The 24,756-nt window shown below is 38.3% G+C and carries 24 protein-coding genes; 2 read left to right on the top strand and 22 right to left on the bottom strand.

Annotation, left to right across the window (positions count from 1 at the left end):
• Positions 1 to 110: 110 nt before the first annotated feature.
• The 21 genes from ftsZ to JTI58_RS13755 form a co-directional block, all read right to left on the bottom strand.
• Positions 111 to 1,268: a cell division protein FtsZ gene (gene ftsZ, locus JTI58_RS13855; protein ID WP_205441840.1), complete on the bottom strand. Its 1,158-nt coding sequence runs from the start codon at positions 1,266 to 1,268 to the stop codon at positions 111 to 113.
• Between the two features lie 53 nt (positions 1,269 to 1,321).
• Positions 1,322 to 2,605: a cell division protein FtsA gene (ftsA, locus tag JTI58_RS13850; RefSeq protein WP_205441838.1), complete on the bottom strand. Its 1,284-nt coding sequence runs from the start codon at positions 2,603 to 2,605 to the stop codon at positions 1,322 to 1,324.
• A gap of 95 nt (positions 2,606 to 2,700) precedes the next feature.
• Positions 2,701 to 3,072 (bottom strand): small basic family protein, encoded by a 372-nt coding sequence (locus JTI58_RS13845; RefSeq protein ID WP_004224852.1) that lies wholly within the window; start codon positions 3,070 to 3,072, stop codon positions 2,701 to 2,703.
• A gap of 3 nt (positions 3,073 to 3,075) precedes the next feature.
• On the bottom strand, positions 3,076 to 3,795 hold the full coding sequence (locus JTI58_RS13840) for a DUF881 domain-containing protein (RefSeq protein WP_243456034.1): 720 nt from the start codon (positions 3,793 to 3,795) through the stop codon (positions 3,076 to 3,078).
• A gap of 125 nt (positions 3,796 to 3,920) precedes the next feature.
• Positions 3,921 to 4,649, bottom strand: a complete 729-nt coding sequence (locus tag JTI58_RS13835) for a DUF881 domain-containing protein (protein WP_205441836.1) — start codon at positions 4,647 to 4,649, stop codon at positions 3,921 to 3,923.
• Positions 4,627 to 5,460 carry a cell division protein FtsQ/DivIB gene (locus JTI58_RS13830; protein WP_205441834.1) on the bottom strand — a complete coding sequence of 278 codons (834 nt, stop codon included), beginning with the start codon at positions 5,458 to 5,460 and terminating at the stop codon, positions 4,627 to 4,629. The genes JTI58_RS13835 and JTI58_RS13830 overlap by 23 nt, the downstream gene beginning before the upstream one ends.
• A gap of 21 nt (positions 5,461 to 5,481) precedes the next feature.
• Positions 5,482 to 6,561, bottom strand: a complete 1,080-nt coding sequence (ftsW, locus tag JTI58_RS13825; RefSeq protein ID WP_205441832.1) for a putative lipid II flippase FtsW — start codon at positions 6,559 to 6,561, stop codon at positions 5,482 to 5,484.
• Positions 6,562 to 6,601: 40 nt separating this feature from the next.
• A complete protein-coding gene (gene murD, locus JTI58_RS13820; RefSeq protein ID WP_205441830.1) occupies positions 6,602 to 7,951 on the bottom strand; it encodes a UDP-N-acetylmuramoyl-L-alanine--D-glutamate ligase in 1,350 nt (449 codons plus the stop codon).
• Positions 7,951 to 8,922 (bottom strand): phospho-N-acetylmuramoyl-pentapeptide-transferase, encoded by a 972-nt coding sequence (mraY, locus tag JTI58_RS13815; protein WP_205441828.1) that lies wholly within the window; start codon positions 8,920 to 8,922, stop codon positions 7,951 to 7,953. The genes murD and mraY overlap by 1 nt, the downstream gene beginning before the upstream one ends.
• Positions 8,923 to 9,047: 125 nt before the next feature.
• A complete protein-coding gene (locus JTI58_RS13810; protein WP_205441826.1) occupies positions 9,048 to 10,964 on the bottom strand; it encodes a stage V sporulation protein D in 1,917 nt (638 codons plus the stop codon).
• A gap of 57 nt (positions 10,965 to 11,021) precedes the next feature.
• The gene (locus JTI58_RS13805; RefSeq protein ID WP_205441824.1) at positions 11,022 to 13,250 is read right to left on the bottom strand and encodes a penicillin-binding protein; all 2,229 of its coding nucleotides are present in this window, start codon (positions 13,248 to 13,250) and stop codon (positions 11,022 to 11,024) included.
• Positions 13,247 to 13,618: a cell division protein FtsL gene (gene ftsL, locus JTI58_RS13800; RefSeq protein ID WP_205441822.1), complete on the bottom strand. Its 372-nt coding sequence runs from the start codon at positions 13,616 to 13,618 to the stop codon at positions 13,247 to 13,249. Before ftsL ends, JTI58_RS13805 begins: the two co-directional genes overlap by 4 nt.
• On the bottom strand, positions 13,619 to 14,569 hold the full coding sequence (gene rsmH, locus JTI58_RS13795) for a 16S rRNA (cytosine(1402)-N(4))-methyltransferase RsmH (RefSeq protein ID WP_205441813.1): 951 nt from the start codon (positions 14,567 to 14,569) through the stop codon (positions 13,619 to 13,621).
• Positions 14,570 to 14,630: 61 nt separating this feature from the next.
• On the bottom strand, positions 14,631 to 15,062 hold the full coding sequence (gene mraZ, locus JTI58_RS13790) for a division/cell wall cluster transcriptional repressor MraZ (protein ID WP_004224832.1): 432 nt from the start codon (positions 15,060 to 15,062) through the stop codon (positions 14,631 to 14,633).
• Between the two features lie 254 nt (positions 15,063 to 15,316).
• Positions 15,317 to 16,933: a bacillithiol biosynthesis cysteine-adding enzyme BshC gene (bshC, locus tag JTI58_RS13785; RefSeq protein WP_205441805.1), complete on the bottom strand. Its 1,617-nt coding sequence runs from the start codon at positions 16,931 to 16,933 to the stop codon at positions 15,317 to 15,319.
• Positions 16,934 to 17,377: 444 nt separating this feature from the next.
• Positions 17,378 to 17,773 carry a DUF3397 domain-containing protein gene (locus tag JTI58_RS13780; protein ID WP_205441803.1) on the bottom strand — a complete coding sequence of 132 codons (396 nt, stop codon included), beginning with the start codon at positions 17,771 to 17,773 and terminating at the stop codon, positions 17,378 to 17,380.
• Between the two features lie 2 nt (positions 17,774 to 17,775).
• Positions 17,776 to 18,672: a ketopantoate reductase family protein gene (locus JTI58_RS13775; protein WP_205441800.1), complete on the bottom strand. Its 897-nt coding sequence runs from the start codon at positions 18,670 to 18,672 to the stop codon at positions 17,776 to 17,778.
• A gap of 399 nt (positions 18,673 to 19,071) precedes the next feature.
• Positions 19,072 to 19,449, bottom strand: coding sequence for a transcriptional regulator (locus JTI58_RS13770; protein ID WP_016992546.1), 378 nt, complete (start codon positions 19,447 to 19,449; stop codon positions 19,072 to 19,074).
• 110 nt (positions 19,450 to 19,559) lie between these two features.
• Positions 19,560 to 20,327: an enoyl-CoA hydratase/isomerase family protein gene (locus tag JTI58_RS13765; RefSeq protein ID WP_205441798.1), complete on the bottom strand. Its 768-nt coding sequence runs from the start codon at positions 20,325 to 20,327 to the stop codon at positions 19,560 to 19,562.
• A gap of 163 nt (positions 20,328 to 20,490) precedes the next feature.
• Positions 20,491 to 20,664 carry a 50S ribosomal protein L32 gene (gene rpmF / locus JTI58_RS13760; RefSeq protein ID WP_004224819.1) on the bottom strand — a complete coding sequence of 58 codons (174 nt, stop codon included), beginning with the start codon at positions 20,662 to 20,664 and terminating at the stop codon, positions 20,491 to 20,493.
• 24 nt (positions 20,665 to 20,688) lie between these two features.
• A complete protein-coding gene (locus JTI58_RS13755) occupies positions 20,689 to 21,222 on the bottom strand; it encodes a YceD family protein (protein WP_205441796.1) in 534 nt (177 codons plus the stop codon).
• Positions 21,223 to 21,388: 166 nt separating this feature from the next.
• Here JTI58_RS13755 and JTI58_RS13750 point away from each other — a divergent pair, with 166 nt between their 5' ends.
• Entirely contained in the window at positions 21,389 to 22,600 is a 1,212-nt protein-coding gene (locus JTI58_RS13750) for a nucleotidyltransferase (RefSeq protein ID WP_205441794.1), read from the top strand.
• 44 nt (positions 22,601 to 22,644) lie between these two features.
• Here the strand turns inward: JTI58_RS13750 and JTI58_RS13745 are convergent, their stop codons facing one another.
• A complete protein-coding gene (locus JTI58_RS13745) occupies positions 22,645 to 23,691 on the bottom strand; it encodes a SepM family pheromone-processing serine protease (protein ID WP_205441792.1) in 1,047 nt (348 codons plus the stop codon).
• Between the two features lie 118 nt (positions 23,692 to 23,809).
• Between JTI58_RS13745 and JTI58_RS13740 the strand changes: the two genes are divergently transcribed.
• On the top strand, positions 23,810 to 24,709 hold the full coding sequence (locus JTI58_RS13740; RefSeq protein WP_243456032.1) for a hypothetical protein: 900 nt from the start codon (positions 23,810 to 23,812) through the stop codon (positions 24,707 to 24,709).
• Positions 24,710 to 24,756: the final 47 nt, after the last annotated feature.

The raw sequence follows: 24,756 nt of genomic DNA, 5'->3' as shown, positions 1-24,756 counted from the left end.
AAAAATGTTTTGACAAAAAACATGGTTTCCTTACACATTTGAACATCATGACAGCCAATATAAAAAGCTCGTATTTTACATATGTAAAATACGAGCTTTTTAGAAGTTAGTTAACCACGATTTTTGCGGTTACGTAAAAATGCAGGAACCTCAAGCATGTCATCCTGTGCATAATTTTGCTGATTTTGACGTGGCTGCTCATGTTGAACATGCATTTCTTGTCGTTGTTCACGAATTGGTGCTTGTTGCTGTGGAGCAGATTGTCTGTTCATGTTAAGTGTCGGTTTTGCTGTAGGGCGTTGTTGCTGTAAAGCTTCCTCTGTGAAGCCTGTCGCAATGACCGTAACAATGATTTCATCTTTAAGATTTTCATTAATGACAGAACCGAAAATCATATTTACCTCTTCATCTGACGCTGAAGCTACGATATCTGCCGCTTCTTGTACTTCAAATAAGCTAAGATTTGAACCACCTGTGATGTTCATAAGAACACCTTTAGCGCCATCAATGGATGATTCAAGCAATGGACTTGAGATAGCTTTCTTCGCCGCTTCAGAAGCTCGGTTTTCGCCTGTTGCGATACCAATTCCCATTAAGGCTGAACCTTTGTTAGACATAATCGTTTTCACGTCTGCAAAGTCTAAGTTAATAAGACCAGGTGTAGCAATTAAATCTGAAATACCTTGTACACCTTGACGTAAAACATTATCGGCTTCTCTAAAGGCTTCTAACATTGGCGTTGATTTATCAACTATTTGTAATAGCTTGTCGTTTGGTATCACAATCAATGTGTCCACTGATTCTTTCATACCGCCAATTCCACCGATTGCTTGTGTTTGACGCTTACGACCTTCAAAAGTGAATGGACGTGTTACAACACCTACTGTAAGAGCTCCCAATTCACGAGCAATTTGTGCAATCACTGGCGCTGCACCAGTACCCGTTCCACCGCCCATACCAGCAGTCACGAATACCATATCTGCACCTCGTAAAACCTCTTCTAGCTGCTCTCTGCTCTCTTCTGCAGCTTTTTTTCCTACTTCAGGATTTGCACCTGCACCTAATCCACGCGTTAATTTAGCCCCAATTTGTAGCCTCACTTCCGCTTTGGATAAATTTAATGCCTGTGCATCCGTGTTAACCGCGATAAAGTCAACACCTTGTACACCATGTTCTATCATTCGATTGACAGCGTTGTTACCGCCGCCACCAACACCTATGACCTTTATTACTGCAAGTTCATCAACACTTGTATCAAATTCTAACATATCTTTTTCCTCCCACGGTAACTCGACTCTGTATCATTCATTACGCATTCTAGTTAATCAAAAAACTTATCAAATAACTTTTTTGCTCTCCCAATTACGCTTTCTTTTGGTTCTGAAGGTGCAGAATACTCTTGCTTTTTGCTTATAGCTGGTTGAGCCCCTACAACTGCATATTCAACAGGCTGCGTATTCGTACTTTTACCGTAAAAATCATCTTCTAAATAGGCGTAACGAATAAGTCCAACTGCCGTCGCAAATGAAGGCTCTCTAACACCGATATAATCGGGTGTATAGATTCTAACACGCGTTTGTAGAATTTGACGTGCTAATTGGGCAATCCCCTCAAGCTTTGCAACACCACCAGTTAAAACAACTCCACCTGGTAAATCTCTAACACCTAAACGTGCTAATTCATCAATAACTAACTCTAGTAATTCTTCTAATCTAGCACCGATAATCTCCGATATATAGCGTTGGCTGTACTGATCAGTAGAATCTGTACCTACGACAGGCACTTCAAAGAGCTCGTCATCAGAAGCGTCATCATAGAAGGCATGTCCAAACTGGTGTTTAATTTGTTCTGCTTGTTCTGTTGGTGTTTTTAAAACGATTGAAATATCTTTCGTTATATGATCACCACCAACTGGTATGACACCCGTATGCGTTAATAATCCCTCTTCAAATACTGTGATTGTTGTAGATCCGCCACCTAAGTCAATAAAGGCAGTTCCTTGGTTTTTTTCATCTTCTGTTAATGCAAAGTAGCCTGATGCTAATGGTTGCAAATATATTTCTCGTATACTTAAACCCGCTCGCTCGACACAGCGAAGAACATTGTGTAAAAGCGTTTTGGATGTTGTTATCATTGTTGCATCCATTTCTAGACGGATGCCAATCATACCACGAGGATCTTTTATTTCATCAAGGTTGTCTACAATAAACTGTCTTGGAATGATGTTAACTAATTCACGTTCAGGAGGTATTGACATGACTTGTGCAGATTCTACCACTCTGTCTAAATCATCATCTGTAATTTCTCTATTTTCACTATTTACAGCGACAACACCTTTAACTAGCTGTAACATCGTCTGGTTAGCTGGAACGCCTAAAACGACTTCATGGATTTGATAACCTGTCATACGTTCAGCCTGTTCTATTGCTTTTCGAATAGATTGTACTGTTGCATCAATATCAACAATTGCACCTTTTCGAACGCCATTCGACTTTACATTTCCGACGCCAATTACATGTAATTGCCCGTCACTCATTTCACCTATTAATACCTTGACAGAGGAGGACCCAATATCAAGGGAAATGTATAAATCTTGATGATTCAATTCGCTGCACCTCCTTGAAAAATGCTCTTGTTTTCATTCTATTGTAAATTTGGCATAATGTCTAAGCAAATCGAGTATTTTGGTCAATTTTTCTCTCATTCTATGGAAGTTTTTTTTCGCTTGTGACGTTTCTCATCTAACCGAGTTAGTAATATCCGCCTAATTATTGCTATATTTTGGAATAAACGTACTCCAAAAGCGAAAATGGCTGCTAAATACAAATCTATCCCCAAATTCACTCCTATAAAAGCTAATCCTGCTGCTAGAACTATATTAAAAAAGAATCCTGATACAAAAACTTTATCATCGTAAACTTGCTGTAATTGAGCACGAATACCTCCAAATAATGTATCTAAAGCTGCTAAAACAGCTATTGACAGATAATTTTCATACATAGAGGGGATTTGTATATTTGTTAACAAGCCAAGGGCAAGTCCAAATATCAAACCTAAAAATGGTAGCCACATATATTAATCTCCTTTTTTTACCTCTGCTAAATAATCATTTGTCAACGGCTGATCAAATGCTGGAATTAGTAACTGTTCATTTGGTTCTTCAATTACTAAATTAAAATTGTCTAAATAAAATGAGTCTATAAATGTTGAGGCCTGCAATGAATTATACATTTTTTGTGCTGCTTTATAATTGCTTGTCCCAACAAATAGCTCAAAAGAAGGTGAAGACAGTGGTATACTGTTTACTGTTGTCTTACCATTTATATCCCGTATGGCAGTCGTTTGTACTACACGATTACCATCGATTGCGACACTAGTAGCATCGTTCTTAAAAAGGGTATTTAATAATTGAGTTAACAAATCGGGTGAAATTTCTTTAATTTCATAGCCCATTTCAATCAGTTCAGGTGCAGGTTCAACACGAAGTACGACACCTGGTCCAATAACTTCTGTTAATCCTGCTTGCAACTTTAAACGATTTAATGTTTCATTTAAGGCTGCTTGCTGATTTACTTTTTCAGATTGCTCATAGCGATCCACTACTTCATGAAGTGAGCGAATTTCTGCCAGTAATGCGGAATGTCTTTGCTTTTCTTGTGCTAATTCCTCTCTTATTGCCCAAATATCTCGTGTATCTCGCTCAGCTGGTTTTTGTATGGTATTGTATTGTACCGCTATCATCAAACCGATAATAAATAGCACGATCGTTATTCGGGTGTACATATTTCTTTTCAAAATAGCCCCTCCTAGACGTATCGTATGCCCCTCAGAATACGATTTTAAATTGTAATATATATCTACAATCGACTATGTAACTGGAGGCTAAATTAGACTTTAAACTTGAATTATAGAGCTTGTCCTTAACTTTCTACTTTTACTTTTGGCATTGAAAGCTTTTGATTTTCTTCTAATGACACCACAATATTGTCATTTAATAACTGATCCACTACACCTCCGTTTAAATTTAAAGAAGCCATTAATGTTTCTGAATCGCCAACTGCTTCTATCACAAACGGAGCTGGATGTTGTGTGCCATCAATGGTTATCACAGGTCCATTACAGCGGATATAAGAACTAGCCATCACACGTTGTCCATTTATGGCGATAGCTTGTGCACCTGAAATTTTCAGTTCATTTAACAATTTAAAAACATGACTTTCATGGACAATATAGTCATTTGGATTCAAGGATTTTGGATCATAGTCCCCATCCTGGAGGGTGATACGTATTCCTTTCCCCTCACTCTTTAGTTCACCAAGCAATAGCCGTAAATCTTCTGCTTGCTCAACAAGCTTCTTATAGTCTTTCTCGTTTGAAGCAAAGGATTTTTCATACTTTCGAATCTGTTCTTGTAAATTATTTAGTTCTTCAGTGAGTTCTTTATTGCGCTCTTGTTGTGTGATTAGCTCCTCACGATAAGAATCTTCTTGCTCAAAAAGCTCAGAATCAATAGTACCTGCTTCTCGATTGTCTTTCGCCTGGTTGTATGAATAGCCGATGATAAATCCTGTTGTTACACAAACAATTAGTAATTCAAATTGTTTTCTAGTAAAAAAACTCCCTTTGCTATTCTTCTTCTTGTTGTTCATTGTCCGTCACTTCCTGGTTAACCAATTCCCCATCTGCATTCGCTTCCATGTCAATACTAATCTTGTTGTATTCCTCGTTAAAAGGACGATAGTATGAACCGACCTCTAAATCAATCACACCTTTTTCTAAGTTGGCAATTTGAGCGACAATAGAGGGGTAGTAATTTAACTTTTGCGCTAGTGTCTGAATAACAGCACGAACTTCATAGCCATCATTCATATAAAGCTTGACTGCATTGGGATTCGCCTCATTACTATTCGTGTTAACCTGGGAAATTAAAGCTAATACTTCTGGCTTTAGTTGTGCTAGCTGTTCAACAAGCTTATTAATGGTCTTTTCACCGGTTATCCCGATAAAAACAGGTGCATCAATGGGCGTATCATTTCCTGTTTGTTCAAAGCGTTTGCCGTTTTCTAGCAAAGGATAATAAGTGCCGTCCCCAGCTAAGTATGCAACTTTTTTCCATTCTTTAACATCAATCGTTACGCCTTGTAACCAGTTACGTTTAACATGTGCTTCTTTAACCCATTTATCCTTTAATAAAATCTGCTCAATATCTTCCACTTTGAAACTCCACATTGATTTACCTGGTGCAAGAGTACTTGCCTCCACATAATACTGGTCATTCGCTAGCTTTGCGCCATTGACTGTGATCTTATTGATGTTACTGTATGGAGATTGAAAATAAAGGAGTACTGCTAACACAATAAAGAAAAGTAATATTAGCACTATAAATTTCCGGTTTGTACGCTTTTTTCGTCGCTTTTTTAGCGTAGGTATACGATCTTCTATATCAATTACTTTCTCCAAAAAAGTACTCCTCCTTTATATTTATTTCGCTAATTGATAAATAATACCTATTATTAACCACATTGTTACTAAAGATGTTCCACCGTAGCTAATAAATGGTAATGTGACACCCGTTACTGGCACTAAACCTATTACTACGGCTATATTTAGAAAAGCTTGCACCATGAGCATTGTGACAAGCCCGATAATCGCATAATAGGACGTTCGGTTTTTAGCCTGTACAGCAAATCTATAGCCTGCATAGATCGTTAGTACAAAAAGCGCTAAAATAAAGAGGCCACCAATCAATCCGACTTCTTCTAAAATAATGGCGTAAATAAAATCATTTTGAGGCTCTGGTAAATACAAAAACTTTTGTCGGCTTTGTCCAAAGCCATGTCCAAAAATCCCTGCTGGACCGATTGCCATTAAAGATTGCACCGCTTGGAACCCACTAACCAAGGGATCAGCCCATGGATCAAGAAATGCTTCTATACGCTTTAGACGATATGGTGCTGTCGCAATGAGACCTACCAACCCAGCAACCCCTGCTAGCATAATCATGGCGTATAGTTTTAGAGGATAACCAGCGACAAAAAATAATAAAAACACAGATACAACAAGAATAAATACTGAGCCAAAATCCGGCTGCAACATGATGAGAACTACAGGTAATAACAGGATGAACCCATGTCGCCAGTTAACAACTGGCTTGCCTGTTTTATGTTGTGCTAATATGTGGCTCAAGTACACAATGACGGTAATTTTCGTTAGTTCTGCTGGCTGAATTGTTAATGGACCTACACCAATCCAGCTTTGGGAACCATTTCGCACAAGTCCTATACCAGGAATCAGTACAAGAACGAGTAAAATTAACGAAAATATATAGGCCATTTTCCAAAAGGACTGCTCTCTCAAAATATTTAATCGAATCGTGATTAAAAATACGACAATGGCTACAACAAAGTATATGCTTTGCTTCATATAAAACGGCATTTTTCCACTATAATGAACGGCACTCCAATAGGTACCTGCAGAATAGACGAAAATAATGCCGATTATTGATAGCATCAAAGTTGTGACGAGCAATAAGTAGCTTTCTTTACCTCTCAGTAATGCCATCCTTCCAAGTCAAGTATATTCTAAAATAGTTACAGGCTCATTACAGCTTCATTACAGCATCAATAAAAACATCTCCACGTATTTCAAAGCTGTCATATTGGTCCCAGCTTGCGCATGCTGGAGATAGTAAAATAACATCTCCTTCTGCAGACATCGGTGCTGCATAGTGAACAGCGTCTTCTACATTTTGTGCAATGACGGTTTGTTGAACACCACACGATTTTGCAAATTCGACAAAGCGTAAGCCAGTTTCTCCAAATGCAACAACACCCTTTACATGATTCATACAAGGGCGAAGTTCTTCAAAAGAATGTCCACGATCTAAGCCACCTGCGAGTAAAATGACAGGTGCTTGGAAAGCATCTAAAGCACTCTTTGTTGCTAAACAATTGGTTGCCTTGGAGTCATTGTAAATCTTTCGACCATCCCACTCACGTACAAATTGTGTACGGTGTCTCACTCCACCAAATGTCGCTAAAACCTCTTCCATCTTCTCTTTGTCACAGCCAAATAAAATACAAGCTGCTACGGCTGCTAAGATGTTTTCTAAATTATGCTTACCAGGTAGGGCAATGTTGGCACGATCCATATATGGTTCGCCTTGCCAATAAATTGTTGTATCATCTGCACTAATGCCGTTTGTAGTACGTCCCTTTGAACTGAATGGAATTTTTTGTGCATTAGATTGTGCTGCGTATCCAACCACTATCGGTTGGTCAGCATTATAAATAAAATAGTCACTGTCATCTTGATTTCGAGTAACACCAAACTTCGCTTCAGCATAATTATTAAATGTTCCGTGATAATCTAGATGTGCATCATAAAGGTTTGTCAAAATAGCAATTTTAGGCTTAAACGTTTTAATCCCCATCAATTGGAATGAAGACAATTCTGTTACAATGATGTCATCTTTATTAGCTTCTTTTGCAACACCACAAGCTACTGTCCCTATATTTCCAGCAATTAATGGATTTTTACTGCCGTTATTTAACATGTCGAATATTAAAGTTGTCGTCGTTGTTTTACCATTCGAACCTGTTATACCAATAAATGGTGCATCGCTAATTAAATAAGCTAGCTCAATCTCTGTCCAGACTGGAATCTCTCGACTAAGAGCATCTGCCACAATTCGATTGCTATAAGGTATTCCTGGATTTTTAACCACTAATTCAAAGCCTTCATCAAGTAAATCTTCAGGATGGCGACCACAAATTACTGTAATCCCCTTCTGTAATAATCCTTGTGCATCAGGACTTTCATCAAATGGTTTCGAATCATTAACTGTTACAAATGCGCCAAGCTCGTGTAAAATTTCAGCAGCGGCCACACCACTTTTGGCTAGACCTAACACAAGCACTTTTTTATGTTGTAAATCTGTATAGTTTTTCATTAGAACGCCTCCGATAAGACTGCAATTAATGCTACTGCTAAGGCAGTTGACCAGAAGACAAGCACTACTTTCCACTCTGACCAACCTGATAATTCAAAATGATGATGAATAGGGCTCATTTTAAAAATACGCTTTTTTCGAAGCTTAAAGCTACCTACCTGCAAAATAACGGAAAGTGTTTCGATAACAAACACTAAGCCGACTAGTAAAAGCAAGAACTCTTCTTTTACTAAGACAGATACCATAGCTAATGCTCCACCTAATGCTAATGACCCCGTATCCCCCATGAATACCTTTGCAGGATTGGCATTAAATAATAAAAAGCCTAATAAAGCACCTGTTACAGCAAACGAAAATAGTGCAATATCTGCCTGACTTTGGAATAGCGCAATAACACCAAATGCTGCAAAGGCAATGGAAGCAGTACCCGCCACTAGCCCGTCTAGTCCATCCGTCAAATTTACTGCATTGGAGAAGCCTACTAACCAGAAAATTAAAAAGGCTACATAGAATACGCCAAGATCAATTGTCCACTCCGTAAATGGAATGGCTAGTGTTTTATCAAATGACCCTACTTCTAGAAGGAAATACGCAAGAATTGCAATAACAATTTGACCAATCAATTTTTGAAGAGAGGTTAAACCTAAATTTCTTTTAAAGACAACCTTTAAACCATCATCCAATAAACCTATTAAGCCGAATCCTGCTAATACTAATAAAAGTACTACGGTCTGTGTCGTTAATAAATCTAAAAAGCTACCTACACCAACAGTTGTTAGGAGGATGGATATTAAGAAAATAATGCCTCCCATTGTTGGTGTACCAGCTTTTTTCATATGTGATTTTGGCCCCTCTTCTCGAATACTTTGCCCAAATTTTAGACGACGAAGAAGTGGAATACTAATTGGTGCCAGGATAACTGTTACTATAAAAGCAAGAGCTAAAATGGTAAGTGTTGTTGCGAGTTTCATTGAAAAATCTCCTTTAAATCTTGTTTCACTTTCTTCTTTAAGAAAAAAGCATTAACTTTCATTTATTTATTACTACCCTTCATAATAATAGTGGTTCTTTCCCATTTTTTAAAGGTAAAGTTATTTTAGTTCTCCAAATATAAATGAATGGTACCATCTTGTTTGATAACACTATCCACTTCAGGTAACTGATTACCAATTTTAGTCCCTTCTCCATGCCATTCAATGCGGAATGGGTAAAATTGCTTGGCAATATCATCCTTCGTTTGACCAATAAAATTCGGTACCTTCACAGTAATTGGATCACCATAACGATAATCCTTTTCAAGTTGTTCCTTCGATTTTTCAATACCTACAAAAGGTGCAACATCTTCAATAATTTGCCCCACTATAGGTGCTGCTACAACGCCACCAAACTGTGTTGTCTTTTTCGGATTGTCAACAGCTACATAGACAACAATTTGTGGATTGTCTGCTGGTGCAAACCCTATAAAAGATACGATGTATTCACCACTTTTATAACGGCCATTTTCAACTTTCTGTGCTGTTCCAGTCTTACCACCAATTCGCAGTCCGTCGCGAAAGGCTTGTCGCCCTGAACCATTCGCCACTACCGATTCCAATGCACCGCGAACCTTAGCAGAGGTCTCCTCACGAATCACCTGATTTTTCACAACTGGTTCCGTTTCATGTATAACTTCCCCTGTATTTGGATTAAATACCTTTTTCACAACATATGGCGTATAAAGCTTGCCTCCATTAATGGCAGCAGCAACAGCTTGAACTTGCTGAATAGGTGTCACGGCTACCCCTTGCCCAAATGAAGTGGTGGCTTGCTCAACAGGACCAAAGGCTTCCCTAGAAAATAAAATCCCAGATGCTTCACCAGCTATATTAGAACCTGTCTTTTTTCCAAAACCAAAATCTTTAATATATTGTAGTAGTCGCTCATTGCCTAGACGCTGACCTAATTCTATAAATCCTGGGTTACAAGAGTTTTCAACTACCTCTAAAAATGTTTCATGACCATGTCCTTCACGTTTCCAACAACGAAGCTTTGCTCCCGCCACCATTGTATAACCTGGGTCATAAAAAGTTTCATGCTCCAAATCCACTAAGTTTTCTTCCAACGCGGCACTCAGGGTAATAATTTTAAAGGTAGAACCTGGCTCATACGTCATCCATACGGGTAAATTTCGATTGTAGATGGCTGGCTCTACTAATTGATATTCAGCTGGATGGAAAGTCGGATAAGAGGCTAATGCCAAGATTTCGCCAGTGTTTGGATCCATAGCGATAGCCAATGCTTGGTCAGCTTCATAGCGCTTCATAGCTTGCGATATTTCACGCTCCACGACTTGTTGTACATCGACGTCAATTGTTAGCTCGATCGTTGCACCATCCTCTCCTGCTTTCCAAGCACTTGAAACATTAGGTAAGTTATTACCTTTTGCATCTGTAAAGAGACGGATAGCAGAAGAATTAGCCTGCAGGAATTTATCATATTCATATTCAATTCCAGCTAATCCTTGGGCATCATAGCCCGTAAAACCTAAAAATCGAGATAATAGCGTGCCGTAAGGATAATCCCTAGAATAATCAACACCACTATATAGCCCTTCAATTTGCATACCCTGTAATTCTACCGCTTTTTCATAAGAAATATTTTTGCCTTCAGGCGCTAGCTTCACTAAGTAAGCTTTTTTTTGCATTTTTTCTAATAGCTTCTCTTTATCCACTTCTAGAACTTGCGCAATTTTTTCAGCAGCCCCTTCAATATCATTACTTTGTGAGGGCATAAAATATAAAGTGGGTGCTAGCTTATTGGTTACAATACTCTCTCCATCTCGATCTGTTATATGCCCTCGTTCATTCGCAAATGGAATTTCTCTGTCCCAATTCTCCTCTGCCTTGGTAGTCAAATCTTTTTGATCTAATACTTGCAAAAAGAACAACCTAACAACGATCGCCACTGCTACACACATAAACAACACATATAAAATACGTAAACGCTTTTTAGAATGGATAGAAATCCACTTCATTCGACATCACACCTTGTTTTTTACAACGTATGAAATAAAGTGGACTTCTATTCAGTGTTATTCATCCTCTACTTCTTCAACTTCACCCTCAGAGGCAGCTTCAACATCTTGTACAAAGCTTTCAGCAGGTGTTTTGAGCTTGACAACAATCGGTGAACTATCAGTAATGACGGTTCCAGCTGAAACACTTTGACTGGCTACAAAGCCTTCACCGAATATTTCCATCTCTAGTCCAGTCATGGATTTGAAGACTAGTAAATTACGTAACGACCAATTCGTAAAGTCTGGCAATGTTATTTCGCCATCAGTCTTTAAAAATACCAAACTACCTTTTACGAGCTTTTGACTGTTCGTCGGATATTGTTCAATAATTTTACCACCACTGCCAACAACGATTGGTTGTAATCCATCATTTCCTAATTCTACTTCAACCGCTTCAGCACTTTGACCTGTATAATCTTGAATGCTGACTTTATTAACATGCTGCACGTCATCTGGATTGATATTAAGGTGCTTTAAACTATTTAACATAACTGGATTAAAGACTTTTGATACTGGTACAGATCCAAGCTCATTGTTTAGCTTAGGTTTTTTTACTGAGACATACATGATTAACTGTGGATCATCAACAGGCGCCATTCCTAAAAATGAATATAGGAATTGGTTAGCACCCCAAGAATAAGTACCATCTGCTCTTGGTATTTGGGCTGTCCCCGTCTTTCCTGCAACCTCGTAATCCTCTAGTACAAAATCCTTCGCAGTACCATATTCAGAGGTTAATGTAGAAGCAAGGATTTCTCGCACTTGTTTCGCTGTATCAGCTTTTATTGGCTGTCCTTTTTCTACCGGCTCATGATTTTGAATAACTTTTCCTGTTGAGGAATCAACGATACGGTCGATAACATATGGCTGCATCATCTTACCATCATTCGCAATGGCAGTCATGGCTTGGATCATTTGGATAGGTGTTACGGTTGACCCTTGTCCATATGTTGTTGTCACTCGTTGAATAGGATACTTCGATAAAATAGTACCTGCTGCTTCGTTCGGTAAATCAATTCCTGTTTTGTGGCCAAAGCCAAAGCGGTCTAAATATTCAACAAAGACATCATCGCCAATCAATTTTAATAGGTGGGCCATGGCTGTATTCGATGAACGCTGGAACCCCTGTAAATAAGGGATTAGTCCCCATCCAACCTGGTTATGGTCTCGAATTGTTCGGTCATGTACTGTATAAGAACCCGATTGGTATTTTTCATTTGGAGCCCATGTATTTGTATCAATAGCAGAGGCAAGCGTGAATGTCTTCATCGTTGAACCAGGCTCAATTGTTTCCTCAATTACCTCATTCAGCCACTTCATATTTTGACTATCACGTGTTTCTGGGTTAAATGTAGGACGCTGTGACATCGCTAAAATTTTCCCGGTTTTTGGATCTGCTACAACTGCGGTCATAGACTCAGGATTATATTCCTGTTCTACCTTTGTCATTGCTTCCTCTAAAAAGCTTTGGATTGTTTTATCGAGCGTTAAATAAATGTCATCCCCATTTTTAGCAGGTGTAATCATTTTCTCACTGTTCGGAAGTAAATAGCGGAAAGCATCTGTCTCATATTCCACTTTGCCATTAACGCCTGTAAGTTCTTTATCATACGTATATTCTAGGCCCATTTCTCCCTTTGTAGTGACTGTGCCATCTTTATTATCTTTTTTCAGAGCATAGCCAATTAAATGAGAGGCAAATACACCATTTGGATAATAACGTTTTAAGTCACTCACAAATAGAATTCCTGGTAATTTTTCTTCCTTTATTTTACTCATGACCTCGTGACTAATGCCACGACCTGCGCTACCAAACTCAACTTGATATAAAGGTTCACCATCACTTCTATATCGATTGTTCAGTTTTTTAACAATCTCGTCTTCCTTTTCCTTTATCGCTGGAATATATTTTGCTAGAACTTTTGCCGTTTTCTCGGAATCCACTACATGTCGTGGATTCTTAGGATCTGTTGTAGCCTTTTCACTTACAATGGCAATCATGCGATAACTTAATGTATCCTCCGCAATCACTTGTCCATTTTGATCATAAATCTTCCCACGATTGGCTGTAATCACACTTTCTTTTCCATACTTAGCTGCTGCTCTCGCTGCAAGCTCTTGTCCTTCTACTTCACCTGTAGCCTGTAATGTCACCATTCTTGTAAATAATAGAAAAAAGAGCCCTCCATAAAAAATTAATAATAGAAAGGCTCCCCATTGGAATCGAAATCTCTTTTTTTTCATTCTCCCGGCACTACCTTTACATTTTTCTCATTTTGAGTTAAACCGAGTTCTTTGGCTTTTTTCCATATGTTTTCGTATGTAGAAAGTTCACTTACACGAACCGTTAAGTCAACATTCTGTTTCGCAATCTCTTCTGCTTCTGATTCGATTTTTTGAATGTCTATACTTGTTGTTTGAATCGCTGCTTGTTTATTTAACACGAGTATTCCTAATACAGCAATAATACCAACTAAAACAATTAGCATTGTCTTTTCAAACTTTTGGTTCGTTTTTTTACGACGTATGATAGTGGGTTGTGGACTTGGTGGTGTTATCGGTTGTTGCACTTGTTGATGTTGGTGCTGTTGCCTTACACGAACTGCTGCCATTTACTCACGCCCTTTGTCGTTAATTTTTTCCACCACTCTAAGCTTCGCTGAACGCGCACGATTATTAACTGCCAATTCTTCCTCAGAAGGAATAATGGGCTTTCGTGTAATAAGCTTTAAAGTTGGCTTCATGTCATCAGGAATTACAGGTAAATTTGGTGGTAATTCCGGTAATGATGACGCTTCCTTAAAGATTGTCTTGCATAGGCGGTCCTCCAATGAATGGAACGTAATGACACTAATGCGCCCCCCTACGTTAATCATATCAATCGCATCGACTAATGAATCCTCTGCTGCGCCTAGCTCATCGTTGACAGCAATTCTTATTGCTTGGAAAATGCGCTTTGCCGGATGTCCACCTTTTCGGCGTGCCGCTGCTGGAATACCCTCTTTAATTAATTCTACAAGTTGACCTGTTGTTTCAATCGGTGCTATTTTACGAGCCTCTTCAATTTTACGCGCTACTTGTTTGGAAAACTTTTCTTCGCCATAACGGAAAAATATACGAACTAGATCTTCGTATGCCCATTGATTAACTACCTCTGATGCTGTCAGTGTTGCGGTTTGATCCATACGCATATCAAGTGGTGCATCATGGTGATAGCTAAAGCCTCTTTCAGGTGTATCTAATTGTGGAGAAGATACGCCTAAGTCATATAAAATGCCATCAACCTGCTCAATACCATGAGCTAATAGCTCTTCCTTTAAGTAACGGAAATTCGAATGGATAAATGTAACACGCTCAATATAAGGTGCTAATCGAATTTTCGCATTTTCAATAGCCGTCATATCTTGATCAAAACAAATTAAACGGCCTTTATCTGATAATTGTTGTACTAGATATTCACTATGTCCTGCACCGCCTAATGTACAGTCCACATATACACCATCAGGATCTATGTTCAACCCATCAACAGTTTCTTTTAATAACACGGTTGTATGATCGAACATACCACTCGCTCCTCTCAGGCCTTAACCTCATTCAACTATCACGTTGTAATGCCTATAAAAGTTAAAAATCAAAGCCAATCATATTTTCTGCAATTTCATTAAAAGATTGTTCAGACTCACTAAAGTAAGCTTCCCAAGCATCCTTAGCCCAAATCTCAATTCGATTTGAAACTCCTAACACCACACATTCTTTCACTAGATGTGCATGTTGCATAAGAGTAGCTGGGATATTGATACGCCCCTGCTTGTCTATTTCTACCTCTGTTGCTCCAGAAAAGAAAAACCTTGCAAATGCTCGTGTATCCTTTTTGGTCATCGGTAAACCTTTTAATTTCTCTTCGAGTTTTCGCCATTCATTCATAGGATAGCCAAATAGACAGTTATCGAGACCTCTTGTGACAACAAACGTTTCGCCTAAAGCTTCACGAAATTTTGCCGGTACGATTAATCGCCCTTTCGCATCAACGGAGTGTTGATATTCTCCCATGAACATACTACTCACCCCACTTTATTAAATAATGTACCACATCCCCCCACTTTCCTCCACTTTTTTTAAAAAAAACTTGACATTTTATCTCTTAATGTGCAATTAGACCTTTAGGGATTTTTTTGATATAAGCTAAATGATACAAAAAAAGAGCCACCCTTAGTAGGATAGCTCTTTAAATACTATTTATCTCGACATAATTCATCAAATTCACATGATATCAAATTACCACTTAGGTATAAAGTATCTATTTATTGATTTTATAAATAAAGTAAATAGTGGTGTTTACCGATGCTATAATTTTGCTTCAGCATTTCAGCAATTAACATAGGTCCAAACTCATTGAAATATTGGTATGGATTAAAGGTTCTCTCTTGGAAACCATCATTCGGATACAATTCATTTTGCAGTGTCATAAATTTACGAATAGTCGTTTCATGCTTACTCAATACAGTTTGTTCAATTTTTTGCTGCAGGTAATCAAATTGCTTTGCATGATTTTCTTGATTTTTCTCAAGAATTTTATCTAAATGCAAATGCTGTTTCTCTAAATAGGAGGCTAACTCCTCATATTTTTCTGTTAACAACTGCTGCATAGCTTGAATTTGACGTTTGGCTTCAATGTCCTGTACATCTGCAATAAAGCGTTCTTTCATTTGCAACGCTTTTCCTTCCCATACGTCAGTAACAGTTAGTTGATGCTCACGTAATAATTGCTCTACATGACGAGTGACAATGGTGATATGAAGGCGTGGAGCAAAAATGGGCATTTGTAAGTCTAAAGCTGAAAATGCATTTTTCAGTGTTGCCCAATAAGCTAACTCTCCTGGTCCGCCAACAAACGCTAATACTGGCAATGTCATCTCCTGCATCAATGGACGAGTTACTACATTATTACTTAAACGTTCAGGATGATTAAGCGCTATTTCTAACAGCTCTTCTTGTGTAAATTTGAGGTTAGCCGCTAAATTAACAAACAGATCATTTTTTCTTTCTAAAAGATGTCTCTCCCCATCCTCTACATAAAATAAATTAGCGGCTTCATATGTTGCCAAAATAGGCTTACCATAGCCAGCACGCTCAAGCTCCTCTTCCTTTTCCGTTACGACTCTAGCAATTTCTTCATTGGATTGAATGATTTGTGCAAAATATTTGCTTTCAAATTGACGGAATTGAAAGTTGGCGGCATCGATCAATAATAAGCCTTCCTCTTTGAATAATTGATGCATTAGACAGGCAAAGAAATCCGTAAATGTTTCACTACCGTTCAACGCGTCAACTAATTGCTTAATCAGCGCTTCTGTATACTCTGTTTCCCCAATATCTCGAATAATCGTATTAATTAATTGCGTCATTGACTCTTTGTTTAAGGCTGTTGCAGAAGCCATCGTTTTACGTCTAGAGCGTTCACCATAAGTTCGCTTTTTTAGCAATTCCCCATGCACTGTATAGGTATGATTAATTTCTTCTAAGTCATGGTCTTCTCCAGCTATCCAAAAAACAGGGATAACAGGCTGTTGAAGCTTTGCGCTTTGCTCTTTCGCTAATGCAATAACTGAAATAGCTTTATGAACGGAGTAAAGAGGGCCAGTTAAGATACCTGCTTGTTGTCCACCGACTATTACCATAGCTCCTTGCTCTAATTGTTCTAAATGCTCATTCGTTTTTTGGGATAACCCGAGTGGCTCCATAAATTGACGGATGATTGCTGTTAACTCTTTTTGGTCACGGGTATATCGCGCTAAATGCTCCGCTCTTTTCTCAAAAGCTTGATCATTGTAATCATACTCAAAAAATTGATGAATGGCAGTATTTGGCGACCAGTAATCTGCTAGCACATGATTTTTTATAGGTACTTGGATTGACTCCAGTTTCATTTAACATAAACTCCTCTACTCACTAAATCATTTCCTTACTCATAACGAGACATTGAATTTCATTCATACTATGCACACGTTGCTTTTAATGTCGCCTCGACTTTCAGATAGCTCGAAAAATCCGCGACATCATTAGCGGCTTCGGGGCATCAAACACTTTTTGACGATGTTTCAGCAAGCATTTGAATACTTGTTGAAATAAGCCATCCCTCTCCCTCAAGAAGGATTTTTCTGTACCCGCTTTCGCTTTCGGTACAAAAACCTGTGTTGGGTCAAGATAAATAATTCGAGACCGCCTTTGCACTTCGTCCATGTCACTGAACTATGCTTCTAGTACTAAGGTTTATGAATTCAATCAATATTCTCATTCCTATAGAATGATTTTTATAACTATTTTAATGCTATTATTTTAACGCTTAAAGCTTCAACATGAAAAGAAAATGCTTAGACAACCTGTAAATATTCCACAATGGATTGAATGACACCCACAATACAAATTACTAGATACGCTGTACTAAGTATTAAAAATAAAAAGCGCCAAATTTTCTTTAATAATGGCTTCACTTCTAATTCCTTTTTAGTCCGCCAATCAATATATGTAAAAATCATGGCCATCATTATTGCAAGTATCACCAAAAGCGCCCCTACATTTACACGCCAAAGCACACCAATAGCTAACGGAACAGAAAAAAACAAGCACAATGTCGTGACATCAGAAGCTGCTCCAAAAGCATGTGTGCCACGAATTTTAACTTTTCTGCTAACCAGATAAACAATGACAAAAAGAACAATTGGACAAAAAATAATGATACTAATAACTATATGTAAAAGGTCTTTCAACGTTATTCACCGCTCTCCTCTATTGCAAGTACTTGGTGATATAAAGTACGCAAAGTAGGTAAATTATGACCGTTTGCTAAAGCTTTATTCAGAATGACACCAACAATTGTTTCGATTTCACTTTTTCGACCCTGTAGACGATCCGCTAGCATAGATGAAGTGTTGTTGGCCGTTTTCCTACATAAGTCTATCACATCACTAAAAGATATGGTGTGTTCAATATCTCCAAAAGCTTCTGTAAGCTCTCGATAAATATTTTCCATAAGTAAAAACGCTTGTTGATTAGTCACTAACTCCCCGTTCTTCACTTGCAATACAGCCGTTAATGGATTTATTAAGCTATTAAGCACCGCTTTTTCAAAAAGCATCTGCTCTGCATTACTAGCCAATTCAATAGGAAATAGGGAATTCTGTAATTGTAGTAGCTTTTGAAAGACCTGCTGCTCTCCTCGTTCTATCGCTATTTTACATTGACCTATTCCTCTATGCTGAACCGTTAATTGGTCCAACAATTGAGCACCAAAGGTCACCGAACCAAAGGCAATATTTTTTTGCGGTAAGGTTAGTGCCTCCTCAAAATGCGCTAAGCCATTTTGCATAAAAAGTAATGGCGTATCATTTGGAAATGAAGCTAATGGTTTGTATAGTTTTTGCAAATGTCCGTATTTAACAGCAATCACTAGTAAATCGTGCGTTGGTAAATTAGCCAAATCTGTAGTAGCAATAACCCTTTGCACAGTTTTAGTTCCATCAACGTTGATACGTGTTAACTTCTTGGCATTTAGTTCATTTACTTGTTCCTGCCTTCTCGCAACCAACGTCACCGACACACCAAACTCTGCTAAAAAACTTGCTGTTAATTGACCAACTGCTCCTGCACCAATTATCGCTACTTTCATTGTCTACACCCTTTCCATCTTTACTGCTCATTATTACTTCGACGTCATTACATCTAGCTTGCTTCAAGCACGCTCGAAACAAGCTGTGACATTCACCGAATACTTTGGCGCAACACGATATTGTTCACACCATCACAGAACGTGGCGCATTTGTTGGGGTGTTTCCTATTCAACAGACTTTAAAACCCCATCTGACGCTTCAACTCTGAATAATAGACATTCGCTGAATCAAGATAAAACTACAAGAATAAGGTGCCTCAGAATACATCTAAGGCACCTTCTACGCAGGTTCTTTTATTATACAGGATAGACCGATTATTGACGATATACAGAAAGGGTTTTATCTCCAGGAAAGAAAAGCAATGTCATTCATGTTCCAAAAGCCACATACTTATAACGTTAATCTTTCATTAATGAATAACCTTGTTGAAGCCATTTCACTAACTTATCATGTTCATTTTGCAATTCACGGTGCTTCATTTCAAGTGTTTGATAAGCCTCGGTTAATTCGTCAAAACTTGTCAACGCTAATTTCAAGTGACTTCGCATAGATTGTTGAGGCTGATTTCGCACAGCTAATAGTGACTGACTATATTGCCCACGCAAAGTTTTATTCCAGCGGAAACCACAAGCTTGTTTTGTACGACCTAGTTCTATGGCCGCCATTTCAAATGCCTCTAGCTGTGTTTTGCCATTCTGCACATTATGCAATACGATTTCTGCTAGTCTTTCATCATCTTCCTTCGTCCATTGATCTTTTCTTTTTTTCAATTCCATAATCTATCACCCTCGCATTTTTTACTACTATATGCAAAAGCGAGCAAAATAGAATCATCGCATGAAAAAAGACAGTGATGACGTTTTCCTCTCATCACTGTCTTTATACATTACTTATTGTTCTTCTTTGTCAAGAAATTATTAACCGCTTGATGGTGTGCTTCACTTTCCCACAACTTTGCACAGGTACGAACTTCCTCCATCACACGCCCATACATATTGCGCTCACGCCACTTTCGAAGCTCAATATCCTTATATGCTTTATGAACAGAAGGATGGATTTCTCGCATATGTTCAATAAAATCATTCAAGGCTTCTTCTTTTGAGCCTTCAAAAACACGCATAGCCCATCCTATCTCGTATAATAAGTGTGCAGGGTACGGCTTTGCATCCACTAGCATCTTCATTGCACGATCATGACGTAAACCTCGTTCAAATAAGTATGTACCGCCACCCCAACCACTTGTAATGGCTAGTGTTCCTTGAATAAAACCACATTTTGCATGGCTAGCGACTAAACGAAAATCACAAGCCGTTGCAATCTCACAACCTCCTCCAACAGCAGTACCATTTATAAGTGCTATAGTTGGTACAGGAAGCGTGGCAAGATCATATAATATTTTCCCCATCTTACTTAACATACCAAATGCCTCATCCTCTGTTTCCAATGAATGAAACTCAGATAAATCCCCTCCCGAGCAAAACGATTTATCGCCAGCACCTGTCACTACTAAAAAACGCACATCTTCATGCTCACGAATATATGTAATGACTTCTTGAAGACCATTCATCACTTCGTCATTGACAGCATTCCGCTTCTCTTCACGGTTAATGGTAAATGTCATAATGCCATCATGATTATCAATCGTATAAGACATACTTCTACCCCCTTTGTCGCAATGAATAAATTGTATCACACAATTATTTCACTATTGTAAAGAACTTCATAATCGACGAAATATTCCGTCTTTTTTAGCTAACAAAAAGGCTAGTAAAGAGCCATGGTCTCTCTACTAGCCTTTTAAGTGAGCAAACACTGTATTATTTGCTTACTACTTCTTTACCTTTGTATTGTCCGCAAGCTTTGCAAACACGGTGTGATAGTTTAGCCTCACCACAGTTAGGGCAAGTTACCATACCAGGTACAGATAATTTGAAATGCGTACGACGCTTTCTTTTTGCAGTTTTAGAAGTTCTTCTAAATGGTACAGCCATTGATGGCACCTCCTTACAGATCGTCTATTCGTCTGTTTGATCAAAATACTTAGCTAAAGAAGCTAGTCTTGGATCCACTTTTTGTTCGTCAGCTTTTTTGTGTAGCTCTACGTCTTCATCTGTTGCATAAGACCAGTTTTTACCACCATGCACTTGTCCTTCAGAATCCTCTTTGAACACTTGCATTGGTACCTCAAGTAAAACTAATTCCTCAAGAACTGGTTTCATGTCGATGACTTCACCGTCAATATAGTGAATGTCTCCGTCATCGTCTCCTCTTTTATCTTCGTCAATCCAGCTAAAAATTTCAACTGTCTCAACTTCAATTGGAAACTCAACATCCTCCCATGTGCGTGCACATGGTAGTGTTAACGTTGCTGTCACAGTTAACTGACATGTCATTTGCGATGCACCAAAAGTACATAGCCCTTTTACATGAACGGGCGAAATTGCTCGAATATCCTGGTTTCGCTCCATCACTTCGTCCAGCTGGACAAAGGCATCGATTGGCATCCCGTTTTGGCGGTATTTAGATAATTGATGAATTGACCATTTCATTCGTTTAATCACCTCGAGACAACACTGTTGATTATATAATGTGTAAAAATAGATGTCAAGATAATTTCTTGTCACCACTTTAAAACCCACCTATAATTATATACTATGAGAAGTGTATTTACTCCTAACAGATTCAAATAAAACATTAATTATAAGGGGGAAAAGCATGCAAGCAGTTGGAATTGTTGTTGAATATAATCCTTTTCACAACGGACATGCTTATCATTTAGAGCAGGCTAAAAAAGTAGCGCAGGCAGATCTTGTTATCGCTGTTATGAGCGGCACATTTTTACAACGTGGAGAACCTGCCATGGTAGATAAATGGACACGCACTAAAATGGCGCTTGCTGGTGGTGTAGATATTGTTATTGAGCTACCTTATGTCTATAGTACAGCACCTGCCACAGATTTCGCAAAAGGAGCCATTTCTTTATTAAGTGCAGTAGGCTGTGACGCTTTTGCCTTTGGAAGTGAAGACGGCTCTATTCAGCCCTTTCTGAACACGTTTGAGCTGATTGACAGCCACCGTGCAGAATATGACTTGTTCATTAAAGACAGTCTTAAAACAGGTGCAAGCTATCCAAAAAGCCTACATTATGCCTATGAACAGCTTTCTCAGAAGTTCCCTGCTCCATACATCGATCTTGCACAACCAAATAATATATTGGGCTTTCATTATCTTGAAGCTGCGAGGGCCCTTAACAGTAGCATCAAACCGCTAACAATTCCTCGCGTTGCAGCAGGATACCATGATGCATTAAAGGAAGATGCATCGATTGCAAGTGCCACTGGCATACGTAAAGCCCTTGCTTCTACAAGTTCTTTACAAAGTATAGAAAATGTTGTTCCTAAAGCTACTTTTGATTTTTTAACAGACTGGCATACAAAGTATAACCAATTTGCTAACTGGGAAACTTTTTGGCCTTTATTACAGTTCACTATTATAAGACACACCCCCTCAGAACTTACTCGTTATGCAGAAGTAACAGAGGGGATCGAAAATGCAATTGTGAAAGCAGCAAAAACAAGCTCAACCTTTAATAGCTTTATGGAAAAAATAAAATCTAAACGTTATACATGGACCCGCCTTCAGCGTATGGTAACACATATCTATACTGGGTTTACAAAAGAGCAGCTTCAAAGTTTTAAAGCGCCCTCCTTTATTCGATTGTTGGGTATGAGCTCGACGGGACAAGCTTACTTAGGTCAGCAAAAAAAGAATATAGAATTACCCTTAATCAGTCGAGTTGCGTCTACTAGTGATGCGATGTTAGCCATCGATATCCATGCAGCAGAGCTTTATAATTTAAGTATCGAGCAAGGAACAAAGAATCTGACGCTGCCGAAGGATTATCAAACACCACCTATTCGTTGCTAAAGACAACAAAAGGGATGCTAAAAACGCTCTAGCATCCCTTTATTTTATTTTGGTTGTAGTCGCTCTAAATAATTGATAGCGTCGTCAACCGTTTTTACTGGAACGATTTTCATTTTTGTTTTAATCTCTTTTGCCGTTTTAACAGCCGTCGCATAATTCGATTCTAGCTCTGGATACTTCGCTTTCATTTCTTGAGAGATTTCATCGTCTGGTGCAAAAAAGATCTCCATACCGTCACGATCGGCGGCTATAACCTTATAATCTATCCCACCAATTCTGCCAACTGATCCATCTATTAGCATTTCACCTGTACCAGCAATTGCATAGCCTTTTGTTAAATCTTCATCAAGAAGTTGGTCTAATATCTCAAGTGTAAACATCAGACCAGCAGAAGGTCCTCCAATATCCTCTGTTTTCATCGTCACTTTCGGATTAGTTTCAATCGATTTGCTTTCAGTATAGGAAATACCTAAACCCGCTCTATGTTCTTGCGCATTAGGAATTTCCTGTAATGTAATAGTCTCCTGATGTTGTTCTTCATTGCGTATAAATTGAATGGTTACCTTATCTCCAAGCTGCTTAGGTTTTAATAGATCCACAAGCATTTGTTGGCTAGTTATTTTTTGACCATCAACCTCGACAATTTCATCACCAGCTTTCAAGATACCATCTGAAGCTCCTCCGTCTAATACATTTAATATGAATACACCATTAAAAAGAACCTTTGTCTCTAGCCCCGCTCTTTGGAAGGCTACATATTTCGCATTAAATTGTGAATCAGACATTAACTTTAACTGTCGAATATTATATTCCTCATCATCCTCTAAAGGATTTCGTACTTGTTCAATATCCATTAGCTTTTGATATTTTTGAACTTTCGCCCACAAATACGAAAACGGTGTGGCTTGTTGCATAGCGACTGTCATTAAACTTAAAGACCCCACGCTATCTGCCTCTTTGCTATCAACAGTAACAAATTTGCTGACATCATATGCACTTCCAGGTTTCATAATATACGCGTCTAGTCGGTATAACATCATAAAACAAATCACGACTATTAACACTGCATAAATACTAATTTTTTTCTTCACTTGAAAACACCTCCTAGGACGCTTGCAAAACCATACGTTCATGTTTTTGCCTTTCTCACATATATTGATTTTAGCATTTGCCTATGTGAATGACAAAAAGTTGAAACGAGTTGATAACATGTTTGCTACAATTCAAATAGTGCTCTGCGTAATTCTAATTCTCTTACTCTTGTTATTCCCACAAACCGCTCATAGTGGTACTGATTTAGGCTTAAATCTTTTCATGGAAGCACTGTTTCCGTATTTATTGCCTTATCTTGTGTTAACACAATGGCTTCTGCGTTTAACAGCCCCTATGCGTACCAAAACAAAAAGGGCTTCTTTATACGTACAAGCCTACATTATTAGTGCCCTTGGAGGCTATCCAACTGGCGCAACCACCATTGTTTATTTGAAAAATAGTGGTCAATTACACCCGAAAGAGGCAAATTTTTTGCTAGCTGTTTGTCATGCACCAAGTCCACTTTTTGTATTAGGTTTTGTAAGCCTTGATTTACTACACAGTAATACGTTTGGATGGTTGTTTTTATGTTTACTACATACGTTTAATATTTGTTGCCTAGTAACTGGCTACTTTTTATTTCGTAAAACTGAGCCACCTAATATCTCCGTACACAACACACCACTCTATAGTGCTCCATTTTCAGAAAGCATTAAAGAAACGGCTCCAACAATTCTGCTAGTTGGTACAACCATCATCTTTTTCACAACGATTCAGACCATTGTACAACAAGGCTTAGATCAGCTGATACCCAAGCTTCCCTATACGATTGAGCTTTCGATAGCAGCTGTTCTAGAGGTAACGAACGGTCTTAAAATGACGGTTACAGCATTTCCAGATCTTCCTTATATCCATTTACTCGTTGTGATTTTGTTAACGATGCAAAGTATAAGTATTCACTTACAAATTTTTGTTATCGCCAAATCTGCAAAACTTTCTGTAAGACCTTATATAAAATTCCGCCTTCTTAGCATAATCATTGTACCGACTATTTATGCTCTATTTTTTCTGAAATAACAATAGCACTAAAGATCAAAAAGAGGATGTCATTGTTCATTTGACAT

Origin of the sequence: Lysinibacillus fusiformis, from assembly GCF_016925635.1 — a bacterium.
GTDB classification, from domain to species: domain Bacteria; phylum Bacillota; class Bacilli; order Bacillales_A; family Planococcaceae; genus Lysinibacillus; species Lysinibacillus fusiformis_F.
This window is presented reverse-complemented; position numbering and strand designations above follow the sequence as displayed.